Source organism: Pseudonocardia xinjiangensis, assembly GCF_050948425.1.
Taxonomy (GTDB): Bacteria; Actinomycetota; Actinomycetes; order Mycobacteriales; family Pseudonocardiaceae; genus Pseudonocardia; species Pseudonocardia xinjiangensis.
In genome coordinates, this window is sequence record NZ_CP192009.1 from 4018897 (window position 1) to 4032804 (window position 13908).

A 13908-nucleotide genomic window follows, 5' to 3' on the forward strand; every position below is an offset into this window, starting at 1 on the left:
ACTCCGTGTCCGCTTCATCGGCGACTGTCGTCGGGTGCCAGTCGATGTCCACCGGGGTACCCGATGACCGTTCTCGACGCCCGGGCGCTCAACCGCGCGACGCTCGCCCGGCAGCTGCTGCTCGAGCACGCCGACATGCCGGTGCTCGACGCCGTCGCGCACCTGTGCGGCCTGCAGGCGCAGGAGCCGCAGGAACCGTTCGTCGGGCTGTGGTCGCGGGTGCGGGCGTTCGACCCGGCGACGCTCTCGGACCTGCTGGTCGGGCGGAGTGTGGTGCGGACCCACCTCATGCGCCGCACCGTGCACCTGCTCACCGCCGAGGACGTCCTGGCCTGGCGGGCGCGCCACGACACCATGCTGCGCCGGCGGGTGCTCGGGACCTACCGCGGCGAGCTCGCCGGGGTGGACCTCGACGAGCTCGCCGCCGCGGGCCGGGCGGTGCTGGCCGACGGCGAGCCCCGCTCGATGACCGAGCTCGCGCGGGCGCTGGCCGACCGCTGGCCGGCGCCGGGTCCACGGGCTCTGGGCGAGATGCTGATCGCCGCCCTCATCCCGGTGGCGCAGCTGCCACCGCGCGGGCTGTGGCGCACGAGGGCGGGAGTGCGCAACGTCGTGCTCTCCTCCTGGCTGGGGCGCGACATCGACCCGCCGGCACCGGCGGGCTCCGATCCGGTCGGCGCAGCGCTGGTACGGCGCTACCTCGCCGCGTTCGGCCCGGCCGCTGCGGCCGACCTGCGCGCCTGGTCCGGTCTCGCCGGACTCCCGGCCGCGGTAGCCGCGATCCGCGGGGAGCTGGTGACCTACCGCGACGAGCGAGGCCGGGAACTGCTCGACCTCCCGGACGCGCCGCGCCCCGATCCCGACACCCCCGCCCCGGTGCGGTTCCTACCGGCGTTCGACAACGCGCTCCTCGGCTACCAGGACCGCAGCCGGATCATCGACGACGCCCACCGCGGCCTGTCCGTCGCCGGCGCTCGCGTCGTCCTGGTCGACGGCCGGGTCGCCGCGACCTGGAGCGTGGAGGCCGCCGCCGTGATCGTCACCCCGCTGCGGCGCTTCTCCCGCGCCGACCGCTCCGCCGTCGCCGAGCAGGGACGGGCCCTGGCCGCGTTCCTCTCCGCCGGCGAGAGCAGTCGCGTACAGGTCGCCGCGTCTCCCCGGTGAGCACGCGGACGGTGAGCAGCGTCAGCCCGCCGTCCGGATCAGCTTCCGGATGGCCCGGACCACCTCGTCGGTCCGTTCCATCGCCACTCCGTGCCCACCCTCGATCTCCAGCAGCAGGGTGGCAGCGGTCCGGTCGGTGAGACCGAAGATCAGGAGGAGCCTGCCCACCGCCTGGCTGCCCAGCGGCAGGACTGCCTCGAAGACCTGTTCCCGCAACCGCAGCCCTACCCGCGGGCGCGCGTATCCGCATACGGACACCAGGTGGGTCACCCGGCCGGGGAACGCCGCCGCGACCTTCATCGCGATCGGCCCGCCCAGCGAGGCACCGGCGATCGCGAACCTCTCGAACCCCGCCCTCGTCGCGACGTCCGCGATCTGATCGGCGATCTCTCCGACCTGCAGAGGGCCGTCGGGCAGGGGACTGTCTCCCGACCCCGGCAGATAGGGCGTCACCACCGTGTGGGATGTGGCCAGCTCCGCAATGCAGGGTCCCCACGTTCCCACCGGCGTACTGCTGGTCCCGTGCACGAGTACCAGTCCGCTGCCGCGGCCCTGCACGTCGAAGGCAAGCTCCTGCATCACGTGATCCTCTTCGCTGCCGGCGACCCCGTCACCCGGGCGAGATCACCATCACGGCCGCCCGGTCGCGACCTGCTCCCGCTGCACCGGGAGGTCGAGCACGTCGACGTCGTGGTCCTCCCAGATCGAGCGGGAACGCTCCTCGGGGTAGGTCGTGGTCGATGGCTCGCTGTCGTAGACGCGGGTGAGTCGGCGGGTCTCGTCGAATCGAGGCCAGCCGGGGTCGCCGGTGCGGGCGAAGCTCACCCATGCGGCCCGCATCTCGCGGGAGAGGCGTTCCGCGTCCTCGCCGGGCTCCGGGCCCAGAAGCAGCGCGGACTGCGGGTGACCGCGGAGTGTTCCGAGTACGAGCGGGACGTCGAGACCGTGTGCGGCACCCACTGACGTCGCGCTCCACCGGAGTTCGTAGAGCCAGGTCCGCCCTCCTCCCGCGGCATGCGCTTCGGCGAGTTTCAGGGTGGGCATGCGGAAGAACCAGTCGGACTTGACGAGCTCGTGGAGCTGCCCCGGAGTGGCGGCGGGGTAGGCGGTGCGATACGCGGCCTCTCCCGCCGGGCCGGGCGCGAAGGTGGCCAGGGCTGCTGCGGCCTGGTCGGAGGTGACTCCCTCCGGGCCACCGCCGGCCAGCACGGTGAACAGCCGGAACTCGTCCCGGTTGCTTCCGGCGAGCAGGTCGACCCCGCGGCTCGCTCCGGCGCGCAGAGCGCGCCACGGCGATGCGGGGAGCACCTCACCGTCGACGACCGGTGAGTACGGCGTCGGAGTGCTGGTCAGTATCCCCCACCGCTCCGCGAGCTCCGGCAGCTTCCGGGTGACGGCGTCGCCGGCTGCCTGCAGCCGGGCAGGCGCCACGGTGGCCAGGTCGGTCACGGTGGGGCGAAGGCCGAGCTCGCCCGCGATCGTGGCACCGACATCGGCTGCCAACGCGGGTGAGAAGAACGTACCGGGGACGCTCTGGGCCACGGCCCGGCGAAAGAGGCCCGCAGCCGACGGCATGGTGAGCAGCGCGGCGATCGACCCGCCCCCGGCGGACTGGCCGAAGGCGGTGACGTTGCCCGGGTCCCCGCCGAAGGCCGCAATGTTCTCCCGCACCCAGCGCAGCGCCGCGACCTGGTCCAGCAGGCCGCGGTTGTCGGGTGCTCCCTCGATGTGCGCGAAGCCCTCCGTGCCGACGCGATAGTTCAGGCTGACGTAGACGACACCCTCCCGGGCGAGCACCGCCCCGTCGTACCTCGGGTCGTCCGACGTGCCCATGAGGTACGCGCCGCCGTAGATCCAGACCATCACGGGCAGGTTCACGGCGCCGAGGTCGGGCGACCACACGTTGAGGGTGAGCCAGTCGCCGGACTCATCCGGCGCGGACAGGGGTGCCCTGCGCTGGGCGATGACGGCGGACTGGGGCACGGACGGTCCGAACGCTCCTGCGTCGCGGACACCCTCCCAGGGCTCCACGGTCGCCGGCGCGGCGAACCGGCGGGCGCCCAGCGGAGCCTGGGCGAAAGGGATGCCGAAGAACAGCGCGAGGCGGCCGTCGGACCGGCCGCGCACCACACCGTGCGCGGTGCGCACCTCGGGGTTCTCGTTCATCGTCTTCATCCTTGTCAGGGGGTCAGGAGCACGCGGCCGCTCACCGAGCCGGCCTCGATGCGGCGGTGGGCTTCGGCTGCCTCGGCCAGCGGCAGGCTCTCGGTGCGGATGTCGACCAGACCCTGCCTGATGGCGTCGACGGCGCCCTGAGCGGCCGGGCGGACCAGCTCCGGGTGGGCGGGCAGGTAGAAGCCGAGCAGGGCGAGGTGGCGCCCCACAGGGTGTTGGTGGCCACGGTGTGCTCCCAGTCGCCGACGGCGTTGCCCACGAGCAGCATCCGGCCCATCGGCGCCATCACCTGCAGGCTGTCGGTGCGCAACCGGCCGCCGACCGGGTCGACCACCACGTCGAAACGCTGCTCGCCGACGGCCTCGACGAGGTCCTCGCCCACGACGATCTCGTCATAGGGCAGCGCGGAGGCCTGCGCGGCGGCCAGCGAACTTCGGCGCACGGTGCCGACCACGACGGCGGCACCCAGGGTGCGGGCCACTCCCACGTAGGGCGGCTGTGGCAGGCCCGCCATGTCCTTGTACCGGCCCTGCCGGATGACGACGTCGACCAGGCCGACGGCGGCGTGGGCCGAGGACCTCCTCGATGCCGCTCGGGCCCTCGCCACCGCTCTCGGCGGGGTTCGCCACGTCACCCTCGCGGCCGTCACCGAGACAGTGGGCCTGCACCCGTCGGCCGCCCGGCGTTACTTCGACAGCAAGGAGGAACTCCTGCGAGGTCACGATCGAGCGCGCCCGCCGCTACAAGACCAGCTCCTTCGCGGCCCACGACGCCATCGTCGACGCCCTCGCCGGCGCGGGGACCATGGCCACCGCGCAGGTGCAAGGCCTCTTCAGCACGGCGCTCGGCGTCACGGCCTACCTTTGGCAGGTGTCCCATCCCACCGCGACCCTCGCCGAGCTCTACGCGCAGGAACCCCGCTGGGCCCACGCCGCGCTCGACTTCGAGCCACGCCTGTCCCGCCTGCTCCAGGCCGCCGCCGGCCTTGCCATCACAGGGAGTACGAGAAGTGATCAAGATGAGCGGGTTCCTGACCCGCCGGGCTGATTTCACCCGCGAGCAGTTCAGTGATTATTGGACGAATACGCATGCACCGCTGCTCGTCAGCGTGCCGGAGGTCCGAAAGTACACCATTCGCTACGTCCAGCAGCACAATACCGGATTCATGCCGGAGGGTCTGCGATCTGCGCCGTACGACGGCATCATCGAGGTGTGGCTCGACAATCTCGAAGCACTTCAAGCTATTGCGAGTTCGGAGAACTGGGCCACCGTGCTCGCCGATGTGGAGAACTTCGCCGATACGTCGAAGACGGCATATCTTTTCACCACGGAAGAGGTCATCTACGAGCAGTAGGAACGTGCAGCTTACGAATGCTCCCTGATCCGGTCGTAGTCGATGAACAGGTGTTGCGGGCCGCGGAAGATCTGGTTGCGCCGGTACGGCGGTGGATCGTCGACGAGCCGTGGGTTCTCCACGCGCTGCAGGAAGACCTCCAGTGCGACGTTCACCTCCAGGCGCGCCAGCGGACCCCCGAAACAGGTGTGGATGCCGCTGCCCCAGCCGAAGTGCTCGTTGGCGCGACGTTCGGGGTCGAACCTGCCCGGGTCGGGGAAACGGCCGGGATCGCGGTTGGCGGCCCCGTACATGAGGAAGATCGCCGAGCCCTCCGGGATGACCGTGCCACCGACCTCGATGTCGGCGGTGGCGGACCTACTGGGGAAGAACTGGACCGCCGACTGGAGGCGCAGGACCTCCTCGATGGCCCGCGGGATCAGCCCTGGCCTGCGACGCAGCAGTTCGACGCTCCCGGGGTTGCGCAGCAGGGTCAGCACGCAATGGGAGATCGTGTTGACCGTGGAGTCGTGACCGGCGATGAGCAGCAGCAGCGCGTTGGCCGCTGCCTCCGGGGGCGCCATGGGTCCGTCCGGGCCATCGTCGTTCACCAGTTTCGAGAGCAGGCCCTCGCCGGGCTCCCGGACATACCCGTCGATCAGCCCCCGCAGGTACTCGGTGAGCGCGGCTGTACTCTCCTTTCCTTTCGCGGCCCGGACCTTCCCCTCCTCGGTGGCCGCCTCCGGGCCCAGGTCGAGACCTGCCATGAAGTCGAAGATCCAGGCGTGGAACGCCTTCTCGTCCTCCAGCGGGACGCCCAGAACCTTGCAGATCACCGTCACCGGAACCCGGTAGCCGTACTCGTCGACGATGTCGATCCGGGTCTTGTCGGCAGCTTTTCCGAGCAGTTCGTTGCAGAGCCGCTCGATAGCCGGTTCCATACTCGGGATGAGGTCCGGCGAATGGGGCGGCCCGAAATGCCGCATGGCCTGGCGGCGCGCGCGATCGTGGTACGGCGGATCGGACATGATCATGCTCGGCTGCCGGCCGTACGCCGTGAGGTGTTCGGCCTCGGGCGGGGGCTCCTGCGCGGCGGCCCGTTTGGCCTGCAGCGGGCTACGGCTGATGTCGGAGCTCACCCGCGGATCGTGGGCCAACGCCAGGAGCTCCCAGTAGCCGGTGACGACGTAGATGTCGTCCGCCACCCGCGCCACCGGCGTTTTCCGGAGCTCGTCGAAGAACCGGTACGGGTCGTGGCGGTTCTCGAACTTCATGGCCTCCGCCCAGGTGATCTCCGGCCTCATGGATGCCTCCTCTCGCCTTTCGGGCTCTCGCTCAGCGCTTCTTCGTCCGGTATTCGTACTCGGCTCCGCGCTCGGTCGGGTCGTGGCCGGTCAGGACGACGTCCGGCCACCCCGTCGGGGCGCCCGGCGTCGGGAATCGGGCCGGCATCGGCTGCATACCGTCGGGCTGGTCGTAACCGGGCGGAGGGGGCGGGAAAGTGGCCGACCGCTCGATCAGGGCCCCGTAGTACTCCAGCCATTTGCCGTGGTTGAACGTCACGGCGGCGACGATGCGGCCGTCCCGGCCGTAGGCGGCGGCGAAACGCCGGTCCGTCACCGATCCCTGGGTGATGACGATCTCGTCGGCGAAGGGGCCCACGCCGACGCCCTTGATGTTGACACCGAACTGCCCCGACCAGAACGCGGGCAACGGCAGGTGCGGACGGCGCTGGGGCTCGAGGCTCACCATGTTGTGCGCCGCGACCCGGCCCCCGACATCGGCGTTGTCCCAGTGCTCCTGCACGAGGAACTGGTAGTCGTAGAGCACGTGCGGTGCGCGGGCGATGTCGCCCGCGACGAAGATGCTGTCGGTCACCACCCCGTTGATGTCGAAGACCCGGCAGCCTGCGTCGCACGCGACGCCCCAACGGCCGGAGGCGAGGCCCGCGCCGTCGAGCCATTCGGTGTTGCGGATCGAACCGAGCGAAGCCACGACCACGTCGACGTCGAGCGTGGTCCCGTCCGACAGCCGGGCACGGCGCACGTGTCCCTGCGCGTCTCCCTCCAACGCCTCGACCGAGACGCCGGTGCGGAGGTCGACCCCGTGGTCACGCTGCATCTCGGCGGCGATGTCGCCGATCACGCCTCCGAGAGCGCCGACGAGTGGTCCTTCGGCGCGCTCGGCGACCGTCACGGCGAGACCGAGCTCGCGGCAGACCGAGGCCATCTCCGATCCGATGAAGCCGGCGCCGACGATCAGGACCCGCCCCGGCCCGGCCGCCAGCGCCGCCCGCAGCCGGCCCGCGTCATCGGCGGTGCGCAGCGTGAACACGCCCTCCAGCGCGGCCTCCTGCGGGTTGAACCACGGCCGCGAGCGCGTGCCGGTCGCGATCAGCAGGCGGTCGAACGGAACCTGCTCACCGTCGGCCAGGCGCACCTGTTTGGCGCGGCGGTCGAGGCCGGTGGCGGCCACCCCGAGCCGCCAGTCCGCATCGACCTTCCGCATCCGCGGAAGCAGGGTGTGGTCGGCCCGCGCCAGTCCCTTCAGCACCTGCTTGGAGAGTGGAGGACGGTCGTAGGGCTCCTGCTTCTCGTCCCCGATGATGGTCAGTGGCCCGGTGAAGCCCTCGTCGCGCAGGGTTTCGGCGGCGCGGAGCCCGGCCAGGGAGGCGCCGACGATGACGATCCGGCCGTAGGCCTTGAACTCGGCCACCACGTCCGCAATGAGCTCCGCTCTCACGAGCTTTCCCCGATCTCGTCCAGCCGGTCCACGACAATGGCCTGAACGGGGCAGGAGGCTGCGGCTCGCAGGACGTGCTGGCGCAACGAGTCGTCCGGGTTCGGGTCATACATGAGCGCCTCCTCACCGTGCAGATGGAGGACCTCCGGCGCCAGCGGGACGCATTGTGCATATCCTTGGCAACGGTTCAGATCAACGACCAGTCGCATGGATATTCCCTCCGCCGAACCGGGACGCCACCGTCGACGGCCCCGGCGCAGGGCGCATCACCCGCAACGGGCGATTGGCTCGGTGCCGGGGTGCTCGCCCACCGGGGCGGCGGCACCGCTACTTACGATCGTCGGCTATGGAGCATGCGCGCGTACGCGACGCGGTCGACCGGGCGTGGGCCGACCACGTGATCCCCAGCCTCTCGGAACTGGTGGAGATCCCTGCCGTGTCTCCCGCCTACGACCCCTCGTGGCGCGCCGGCGGTCAGTTGCACGCGGCGGTCGACCACGTGCGGCGGTGGGTCGAGTCCTCCGGTCTGCCCGGCGTGGCCTGCCAGGTGGTGGAGCTCGACGGCCGTACGCCCCTGTTGCTGGTGGACGTGCCCGCGACGGCGGGGTCGGCATCGAGCGGGACGGTGGTCTTCTACGGGCACCTGGACAAGCAGCCCGCCCTGGGCGAGTGGTCCCCGGGGCTGGGCCCCTGGCAGGCGGTGCGGCGCGGCGACCGCCTGTACGGCAGGGGCTCGGTCGACGACGGGTACGCGGCCTACGCGGCGGTGACCGCACTCGGCGCGGTGCGGGCCGCCGGCGGAGAACATGCCCGGGCCGTGGTGCTGCTGGAGACGGGCGAGGAGTCCGGCAGTCCCGACCTGCCCGTCTACCTGGAGCATCTCTCCGATCGGCTCGGCGACGTGACGCTGGTGGTGTGCCTGGACAGCGGGGGCGACGACTACGAGCGGCTGTGGCTGACCTCCAGCCTGCGCGGCGCGGTCCAGGTGACGGTGACCGTGCGCGTCCTCGACACGCCCGTCCACTCCGGCCTGGGCGGCGGCATCGTGCCCAACCCGTTCCTGGTCATGCGCGGTCTCCTCGACCGTCTCGAGGACCCAGCGACCGGGGAGGTCAGGGTGCCCGAGATGCACGCCCCCCTCCCGGACGGCCTGCGCGAGGAGGTCGAGGAGCTCGTCGCCCTCGACCCGGGCCGGGTCACCCGGCGCTTCCCCCTGGTCGAGGGCGTCGTGCCGCTCGTCGCCGACGACGTCGAGCTGATCGTGAACAACACCTGGCGTCCGGCGCTGTCGGTCATCGGCGCCGCCGGTCTCCCGGAGGCATCGAGCGCGGGGGCCGTCCTGCTCGATGCGGTGTCGCTACGACTGAGCTTCCGCCTCCCGCCCCCGGTCGACGCCGAGACGGCACGCGCCGCGCTCGAGAAGGTCGTGACGACCGACGTGCCCTACGGCGCGCGGGTCGACGTCACCGACGCCATGACCATCAACGGGTGGCACGCACCGGCCGTCGCGCCGTGGCTGTCCGCCGCCCTGGTGGACGTCGCCGAGCAGGTGTACGGCGAGCCCTGCCGCCGCGCCGGTCTCGGCGGCGGCATCCCGTTCATGGAGACGCTCGGGAGGCGCTACCCGGACGCCCAGTTCGTCGTCACCGGAGCACTGGGACCCGACTCGAACCTGCACGTTCCGGACGAGTGGCTGAACATTCCCTTCGCCCGGCAGCTGACCGAGTCCATCGCACACATCGTCGACGCTCACTCCGCCGGCCGGTAGGTCCGACGTACGTCCGGGCCATCGGCGTCATGCCGTGTATACCGCCCACACCTCGAATCGCCCATACCTTTGCGACCATACGCAACATTCCTGGCATCGGAGTGGGAACTGCCGTCCGGCCGTGTGTGAATCCCCACGCCCCGTGGGCGCAATTCTGAATTCCGATTAGCGTTCCCCTGGTGATCATTGCGAGCGGGCAGAAGGACGGGCCACGCCGGGGTGGCGAGTGACCTCCCTCGGTGGCGACGGCCCGGTCCGCACCTCGACGGCCGGCGGTTCGCAGGTTCCCCCGTCGCCGTACTTCGTGAGCCCCGCGGAGTTCCAGCGGGTACGCATGCACGCCGGCGGCACCGCCGGGATCTGCTGGATCACGCTCGACCGGCCCGAGCGGCTCAACGCCTTCGACTGGCGGATGCTCGTCGAGCTCAGGGCAGCGCTGTGGGAGGCCACCTACGACGACGGGATCCGGGTGGTCGTCATCACCGGGGCCGGGCGCGGCTTCAGTGCCGGCCGCGACATCAACGACCTGCGGTGGCAACGCGGCCTGCCGGGCAACAGCTACCGGTCCTTCGTGCGCACCAACCATTCGACCTTCGACGACATCGAGACCATCGAGAAGCCGGTCATCGCGGCGGTCAACGGGCCGTGCGCCGGTGGCGGGGTGGAGCTGGCGGTCTCGTGCGACTTCCGGATCGCGGCGCAGGAAGCGACCTTCTCGCTCCCGGAGATCAACATCGGCGTCATCCCGGCGTCCGGTGCGTGCTCGCGGATGAGCCGTCTCATCGGCGTGGAACGGCTCAAGGAGATGGTCATGACCGGCCGGCAGTACACCGCCGCGCAGGCCGGGGCGATGGGGCTCGTCTCCGAGGTGGTGCCCGGCGCGGAGCTCGTGGCCACCGTGGAGGCCCTCGCAGCCGATCTCATGACGGGCGCCCCGAGGGCGATCGGCCTGGCGAAGCACGTGATCAACATGTGTGAGGGCGTCGATCCGCACACGGGCCGCGACATCGAGCGGCTGGGCCAGTCCTGGCTCGCCCAGAGCGACGACTCGTGGGAGGGCCTCTCGGCGTTCCTGGACAAGCGGTCGCCCGATTTCCGGGGCTAGTGCATCAGGCACGCAGGGCCGCAGAGGGAGAGGCACGCAGTGGCAGTGTTGACGGACCCGTACCACCGGGCGCTGCGGGTGGGGGACGTGCCGCGGCTGCACGCCTCCAACCCCGCCAGTCGCGACCGGGTGGCGGTGGTCGAGGGAGAGCACACCCTCACCTGGCAGCAGCTCGAGGACCGCTCCACCGGCGTCGCCGCCGGGCTCGCGCACTACGGCGTCCGCAGCGGTGAACCGGTCGGCCTCTACGCAGGCAACCGGATCGAGTACATCGAGCTCATGTACGGCCTGGCCAAGGCGGGCTGTCCGATCGTGCCGCTGAGCCCCCGCCTCGTGGCCGGGGAGGTGGCGCGCGCCCTGCGGGTCACCGGCGCGACGGCGATCGTCACCGACGTGCTCGACGCTCTGGGCCCGGCGGGGGCCGGCGTCCCGGACGGGGAGCTGGCCGTGGCCCGGCTACGGGACACCTCTGGCGACCCGGTGGCGCCCCTGCACGAACGCGCCGAGGACGTCCGACGCTACGAGGACGTCGTCGTCGACCCGGCCGGTGCGCGGCTGCCCGAGATCGACGAGTCCACGCCGTTCCGGCTGGCGCTCACCAGCGGGACGACCGGATCGCCGAAGGTGTGCGTGATCCCGCACCGGGTGACCGTCCAGGGCTGGGCCGAGATGAGCGTCGAGCTCGGGATCGGGCCGCACGACGTCGAGCTGGTGGTGGGGCCGCTCTTCCACGGCCTCGGGTTCACCTGTGCACTGCAGCAGCTCTACGTCGGCGGGACGCTGAACATCCACCGCCGCTTCGACGCGCGGCGCGTGCTCGACTCGATCGCCCACGACCGGCCGACGGTGCTCCCGGGTGCGCCGGTGATCTTCGACCGGCTTGCCGACGCGGCGGAGAGCTCGGCCGAGCCCGTCGACACGAGCTCGCTCCGCCTGGTGCTCAGCTCCGGCGCCCGGGCAGGCGGCACGCTGAAGCGCCGGCTCGCCAGGGCGTTTCCCGAGGCGCGGATCGGCGAGTTCCTGGCCGGCACCGAGACGGCGTGCGTCACCATCAACCTGGAGGACCCGTTCGGCCCGAAGGCGGAGTCCTGTGGGCGGCCGTTCTTCCGTACCGAGGTCGCCATCCTCAACCCCGACGGTGGGTTCCAGCGCGCGGGCGAGGTCGGGGAGGTCGCGAAACGGGGCCTGCTGACCGGACCGGTCTACCTCGGCGACCCGAAGCGCACCGACGAGGCGTTCCGCGACGGCTGGTTCCGCACCGGCGACCTGGGATACCAGGACGAGGACGGCTTCGTCTTCATCGCCGGGCGCCTCAAGGACGTGATCGTCAGTGGCGGCATCAACATCTACCCGGCCGAGATCGAGGAGGCCATCCGCGGCATCTCCGGTGTGCGGGAGGTCGCCGTGGTCGGCGTGCCGGACGAGGAATGGGGCGAGAGCGTCAAGGCCGTGGTGGTGCTCGAGGACGGTGTCAGCCACACACCTGAGGACATCGAGCAGCGGTGCCGGGTGGAGCTCGCCGGGTACAAGGTGCCCCGGGTGATCGCGTTCATCGACGCGCTGCCGCGCAGCCCGTCGGGCAAGGTGCTCAACCGCGAGCTCACCGACGTGCCCGGCGGCTTCCGGCGCACCGGGAACGGCTGGCAGAGCAGCACGCCCGAACCGGTCCGGCAGCGGTAGGGCGGGGCCGGAGCGCAGCGCTAGGCTGCCGATCATGGCAGCGTCCGAGCCGTTGGCCGTCCTGGAGGCGCTGGCCGGCTCCCGCTCCCCTGCCACGCCGGTACCCCTGGCCTCCGGTGTCTCGGACTGGCCCGGCGTCGCCGATCCCGAGGGGCTGCGCGGCCAGCTGGTCGACTGGCTCGGCCAGTACGCCAACGCCGGCACCCGCCGCACCTACGCCTACGCGCTGGGCCTGCCGATCGCCTGGGTCGACGCAATCGGCGGCGCGCAGTCCGCACGCTCCGGCCGTGGCACCCCGCCGCCGGCACCGGCCGGGCCGCTGCACGACCTCGCCTGGTTCCGGTGGTGTGCGCGCCAGACCCTCGACCCCCGCGACGCCACGGCGCGCCACGTCAAGGCCTGGCTGCACGCCCTCGACGCCGCCGGCGCGCAACGGCGCACGCGCCAGCGGATGCTCTCCACGCTGTCGGCGCTCTACGGGCACCTCGCCGAGACCGGCGCCGTCGCGGCGAACCCGGCAGCGCTCAACCGGGCCCGGCTGGGCCTGTCCTCCACCGCCCGGGACGCCTCACCGACGGTGCGGCTCACGGCCGAGCAGCTCAAGGCCCTGCTCGTCGCGGCGGCGCGCCTGCCCTACTCGCGCAGCCCCCGGCTGGCCCGGCTCTACGCCCTGCGCGCGGTGGCCATGGTGGCGCTGCTGACGCTGGGGCTGCGGATCTCCGAGGTGGTCGGCCTCGACCGCGGCGACCTGTACCGCACGGGCGGCGACGACGTGCTCCGTGTGCTCGGCAAAGGCGGCCTGCACCGCGAGGTCTACCTCACCGACCTCGTGCGCGACGCGCTGGCGGCCTACCTCGCCGAACGCGACCGCCTGAGCCGGTCGGCGGCCCCTGCCCGCCGGGGGCGCACCGGCGCGGACAGCACCCCCATGCTCGCCACCCGCGACGGCGGGCGCTGCTCGCGCGTCGACCTCTACACGCTGCTGCGGCGCATCGCGGCCCACGCCGGACCGGCGCTGGACGGTCTCGCCGACCGCGTGCACCCGCACGCCCTGCGGCACGCCTACGTGACGATCGCCCTCGAGCAGGACGCCCGCATCCAGCACGTCCAGGCCGACGTCGGGCACGCCACGATCGCCACCACCCAGCACTACGACCGCGGCCGGCGCTCCCGGGCCAGCACGGCGGCCGACCTGGTGGCCGCGGCGATCGCCGCCGCACCGGCCCCGGCCGACCCCCTCCCCTGACCCACTCCCCGCGGCCCCGGTCAGCTCTCCGGCAGCAGGCGCGTCACCATCGCGTCGATCAGGACGTCGAGCCGGTGGGGCGCGAGCAGCTCCGGAACGGTGAGGTCGTCGATGATCAGCCCGAGCATCGCCAGGTAGAGCAGGACCACCGCCGTGCGGTCGCCCGGCAGGCCCGCCGCGAAGTGGAAGCCGACGTTGGCGTCGAGCTCGGCGACCGAGAACCGGGCCAGCTCCTCGTGGAGCTCGGGACGCCGGGTGGCCTCGAGACGCAGCTCCAGCATGGCCAGATGGGTGCTGCGTTCGCGGCGCATGCGCTCGACGAGCTGCACCATCAACGTCGTGACGAGCTCGCGCGACGGCGCGGCCTTCATCGTGGCCGCCACCTCGGACGGGTCGGGGGTGAGGCGCTCCCGCGTCCGCCTCATCACCTGACCCAGCAGTTCCGCGCGGTTGGCGAAGTAGTTGGACGCCGTGCCGGGGGGAACGCCGGCCTCCTTGTCGACGGCGCGCAGGGTCAGCCCGCGCGAACCCTCGCCCGCGAGGACCTCGATCGCGGCATCGAGGAGGGCGGTACGGCGGGCGGGGTTCTGGCGCATGAGGTCTCCAGGGCGCGTTGACACCACTGTGGGTGCAGTACTAACGTTCAAACCACTTCAGGCAGAGTACATCATTCGCCGTGCTAATCAGGAGCGAAC

General features: G+C 71.8%; 14 protein-coding genes. 7 read left to right on the forward strand and 7 right to left on the reverse strand.

Features of this window, described 5'->3' with window-relative positions; all coding sequences use genetic code 11:
* The first annotated feature begins 63 nt into the window (after positions 1 to 63).
* Positions 64 to 1164: a winged helix DNA-binding domain-containing protein gene (locus ACQPZA_RS18940; protein WP_433272323.1), complete on the forward strand. Its 1101-nt coding sequence runs from the start codon at positions 64 to 66 to the stop codon at positions 1162 to 1164.
* Positions 1165 to 1185: 21 nt separating this feature from the next.
* Here the strand turns inward: ACQPZA_RS18940 and ACQPZA_RS18945 are convergent, their stop codons facing one another.
* Genes ACQPZA_RS18945 through ACQPZA_RS18955 form a run of 3 tightly spaced genes read right to left on the reverse strand, consistent with a single transcriptional unit; the run spans position 1186 to position 3946 of the window.
* Positions 1186 to 1743, reverse strand: coding sequence for an alpha/beta fold hydrolase (locus ACQPZA_RS18945; RefSeq protein ID WP_433272325.1), 558 nt, complete (start codon positions 1741 to 1743; stop codon positions 1186 to 1188).
* 51 nt (positions 1744 to 1794) lie between these two features.
* Positions 1795 to 3330 (reverse strand): carboxylesterase/lipase family protein, encoded by a 1536-nt coding sequence (locus ACQPZA_RS18950; protein ID WP_433272327.1) that lies wholly within the window; start codon positions 3328 to 3330, stop codon positions 1795 to 1797.
* A gap of 40 nt (positions 3331 to 3370) precedes the next feature.
* The gene (locus ACQPZA_RS18955) at positions 3371 to 3946 is read right to left on the reverse strand and encodes a zinc-binding dehydrogenase (protein WP_433272329.1); all 576 of its coding nucleotides are present in this window, start codon (positions 3944 to 3946) and stop codon (positions 3371 to 3373) included.
* On the opposite strand from ACQPZA_RS18955, the gene ACQPZA_RS18960 reads away from it, so the two are divergent.
* Together ACQPZA_RS18960 and ACQPZA_RS18965 are read left to right on the forward strand one after the other, a co-directional pair.
* On the forward strand, positions 3925 to 4386 hold the full coding sequence (locus ACQPZA_RS18960; protein ID WP_433272331.1) for a hypothetical protein: 462 nt from the start codon (positions 3925 to 3927) through the stop codon (positions 4384 to 4386). The genes ACQPZA_RS18955 and ACQPZA_RS18960 overlap by 22 nt on opposite strands.
* On the forward strand, positions 4358 to 4693 hold the full coding sequence (locus ACQPZA_RS18965) for an EthD domain-containing protein (protein WP_433282874.1): 336 nt from the start codon (positions 4358 to 4360) through the stop codon (positions 4691 to 4693). The genes ACQPZA_RS18960 and ACQPZA_RS18965 overlap by 29 nt, the downstream gene beginning before the upstream one ends.
* Positions 4694 to 4704: 11 nt before the next feature.
* Here ACQPZA_RS18965 and ACQPZA_RS18970 read toward each other — a convergent pair whose 3' ends face one another.
* From ACQPZA_RS18970 to ACQPZA_RS18980, 3 genes are read right to left on the reverse strand one after another with little or no spacing between them, the layout of a single operon-like run.
* A complete protein-coding gene (locus ACQPZA_RS18970) occupies positions 4705 to 5976 on the reverse strand; it encodes a cytochrome P450 (protein WP_433272333.1) in 1272 nt (423 codons plus the stop codon).
* Between the two features lie 31 nt (positions 5977 to 6007).
* Entirely contained in the window at positions 6008 to 7414 is a 1407-nt protein-coding gene (locus ACQPZA_RS18975; protein WP_433272335.1) for an NAD(P)/FAD-dependent oxidoreductase, read from the reverse strand.
* Positions 7411 to 7623, reverse strand: a complete 213-nt coding sequence (locus tag ACQPZA_RS18980; protein ID WP_433272337.1) for a ferredoxin — start codon at positions 7621 to 7623, stop codon at positions 7411 to 7413. The genes ACQPZA_RS18975 and ACQPZA_RS18980 overlap by 4 nt, the downstream gene beginning before the upstream one ends.
* A gap of 137 nt (positions 7624 to 7760) precedes the next feature.
* On the opposite strand from ACQPZA_RS18980, the gene ACQPZA_RS18985 reads away from it, so the two are divergent.
* The 4 genes from ACQPZA_RS18985 (at position 7761) to ACQPZA_RS19000 (ending at position 13213) form a co-directional block, all read left to right on the forward strand.
* The gene (locus ACQPZA_RS18985; RefSeq protein ID WP_433272339.1) at positions 7761 to 9182 is read left to right on the forward strand and encodes a M20/M25/M40 family metallo-hydrolase; all 1422 of its coding nucleotides are present in this window, start codon (positions 7761 to 7763) and stop codon (positions 9180 to 9182) included.
* A 226-nt stretch (positions 9183 to 9408) separates the two neighbouring features.
* A complete protein-coding gene (locus ACQPZA_RS18990) occupies positions 9409 to 10287 on the forward strand; it encodes an enoyl-CoA hydratase/isomerase family protein (RefSeq protein ID WP_433272341.1) in 879 nt (292 codons plus the stop codon).
* Between the two features lie 39 nt (positions 10288 to 10326).
* Complete coding sequence (locus ACQPZA_RS18995) at positions 10327 to 11967, forward strand: class I adenylate-forming enzyme family protein (protein WP_433272343.1); 1641 nt, start codon at positions 10327 to 10329, stop codon at positions 11965 to 11967.
* A gap of 34 nt (positions 11968 to 12001) precedes the next feature.
* Positions 12002 to 13213, forward strand: a complete 1212-nt coding sequence (locus tag ACQPZA_RS19000; protein WP_433272345.1) for a tyrosine-type recombinase/integrase — start codon at positions 12002 to 12004, stop codon at positions 13211 to 13213.
* A 20-nt stretch (positions 13214 to 13233) separates the two neighbouring features.
* Here the strand turns inward: ACQPZA_RS19000 and ACQPZA_RS19005 are convergent, their stop codons facing one another.
* The gene (locus tag ACQPZA_RS19005; RefSeq protein ID WP_433272347.1) at positions 13234 to 13809 is read right to left on the reverse strand and encodes a TetR/AcrR family transcriptional regulator; all 576 of its coding nucleotides are present in this window, start codon (positions 13807 to 13809) and stop codon (positions 13234 to 13236) included.
* Between the last annotated feature and the right edge of the window lie 99 nt (positions 13810 to 13908).

What these genes read in the sequence shown, in the direction of transcription:
- ACQPZA_RS18945 (WP_433272325.1), bottom strand. Translation starts at nt 1,743, where the DNA reads ATGCAGGAGCTTGCCTTCGACGTGCAGGGCCGCGGCAGCGGACTGGTA.
- ACQPZA_RS18965 (WP_433282874.1), top strand. Translation starts at nt 4,358, where the DNA reads ATGAGCGGGTTCCTGACCCGCCGGGCTGATTTCACCCGCGAGCAGTTC.
- ACQPZA_RS19000 (WP_433272345.1), top strand. Translation starts at nt 12,002, where the DNA reads ATGGCAGCGTCCGAGCCGTTGGCCGTCCTGGAGGCGCTGGCCGGCTCC.
- ACQPZA_RS19005 (WP_433272347.1), bottom strand. Translation starts at nt 13,809, where the DNA reads ATGCGCCAGAACCCCGCCCGCCGTACCGCCCTCCTCGATGCCGCGATC.
- ACQPZA_RS18980 (WP_433272337.1), bottom strand. Translation starts at nt 7,623, where the DNA reads ATGCGACTGGTCGTTGATCTGAACCGTTGCCAAGGATATGCACAATGC.
- ACQPZA_RS18970 (WP_433272333.1), bottom strand. Translation starts at nt 5,976, where the DNA reads ATGAGGCCGGAGATCACCTGGGCGGAGGCCATGAAGTTCGAGAACCGC.
- ACQPZA_RS18960 (WP_433272331.1), top strand. Translation starts at nt 3,925, where the DNA reads ATGCCGCTCGGGCCCTCGCCACCGCTCTCGGCGGGGTTCGCCACGTCA.
- ACQPZA_RS18985 (WP_433272339.1), top strand. Translation starts at nt 7,761, where the DNA reads ATGGAGCATGCGCGCGTACGCGACGCGGTCGACCGGGCGTGGGCCGAC.
- ACQPZA_RS18950 (WP_433272327.1), bottom strand. Translation starts at nt 3,330, where the DNA reads ATGAACGAGAACCCCGAGGTGCGCACCGCGCACGGTGTGGTGCGCGGC.
- ACQPZA_RS18940 (WP_433272323.1), top strand. Translation starts at nt 64, where the DNA reads ATGACCGTTCTCGACGCCCGGGCGCTCAACCGCGCGACGCTCGCCCGG.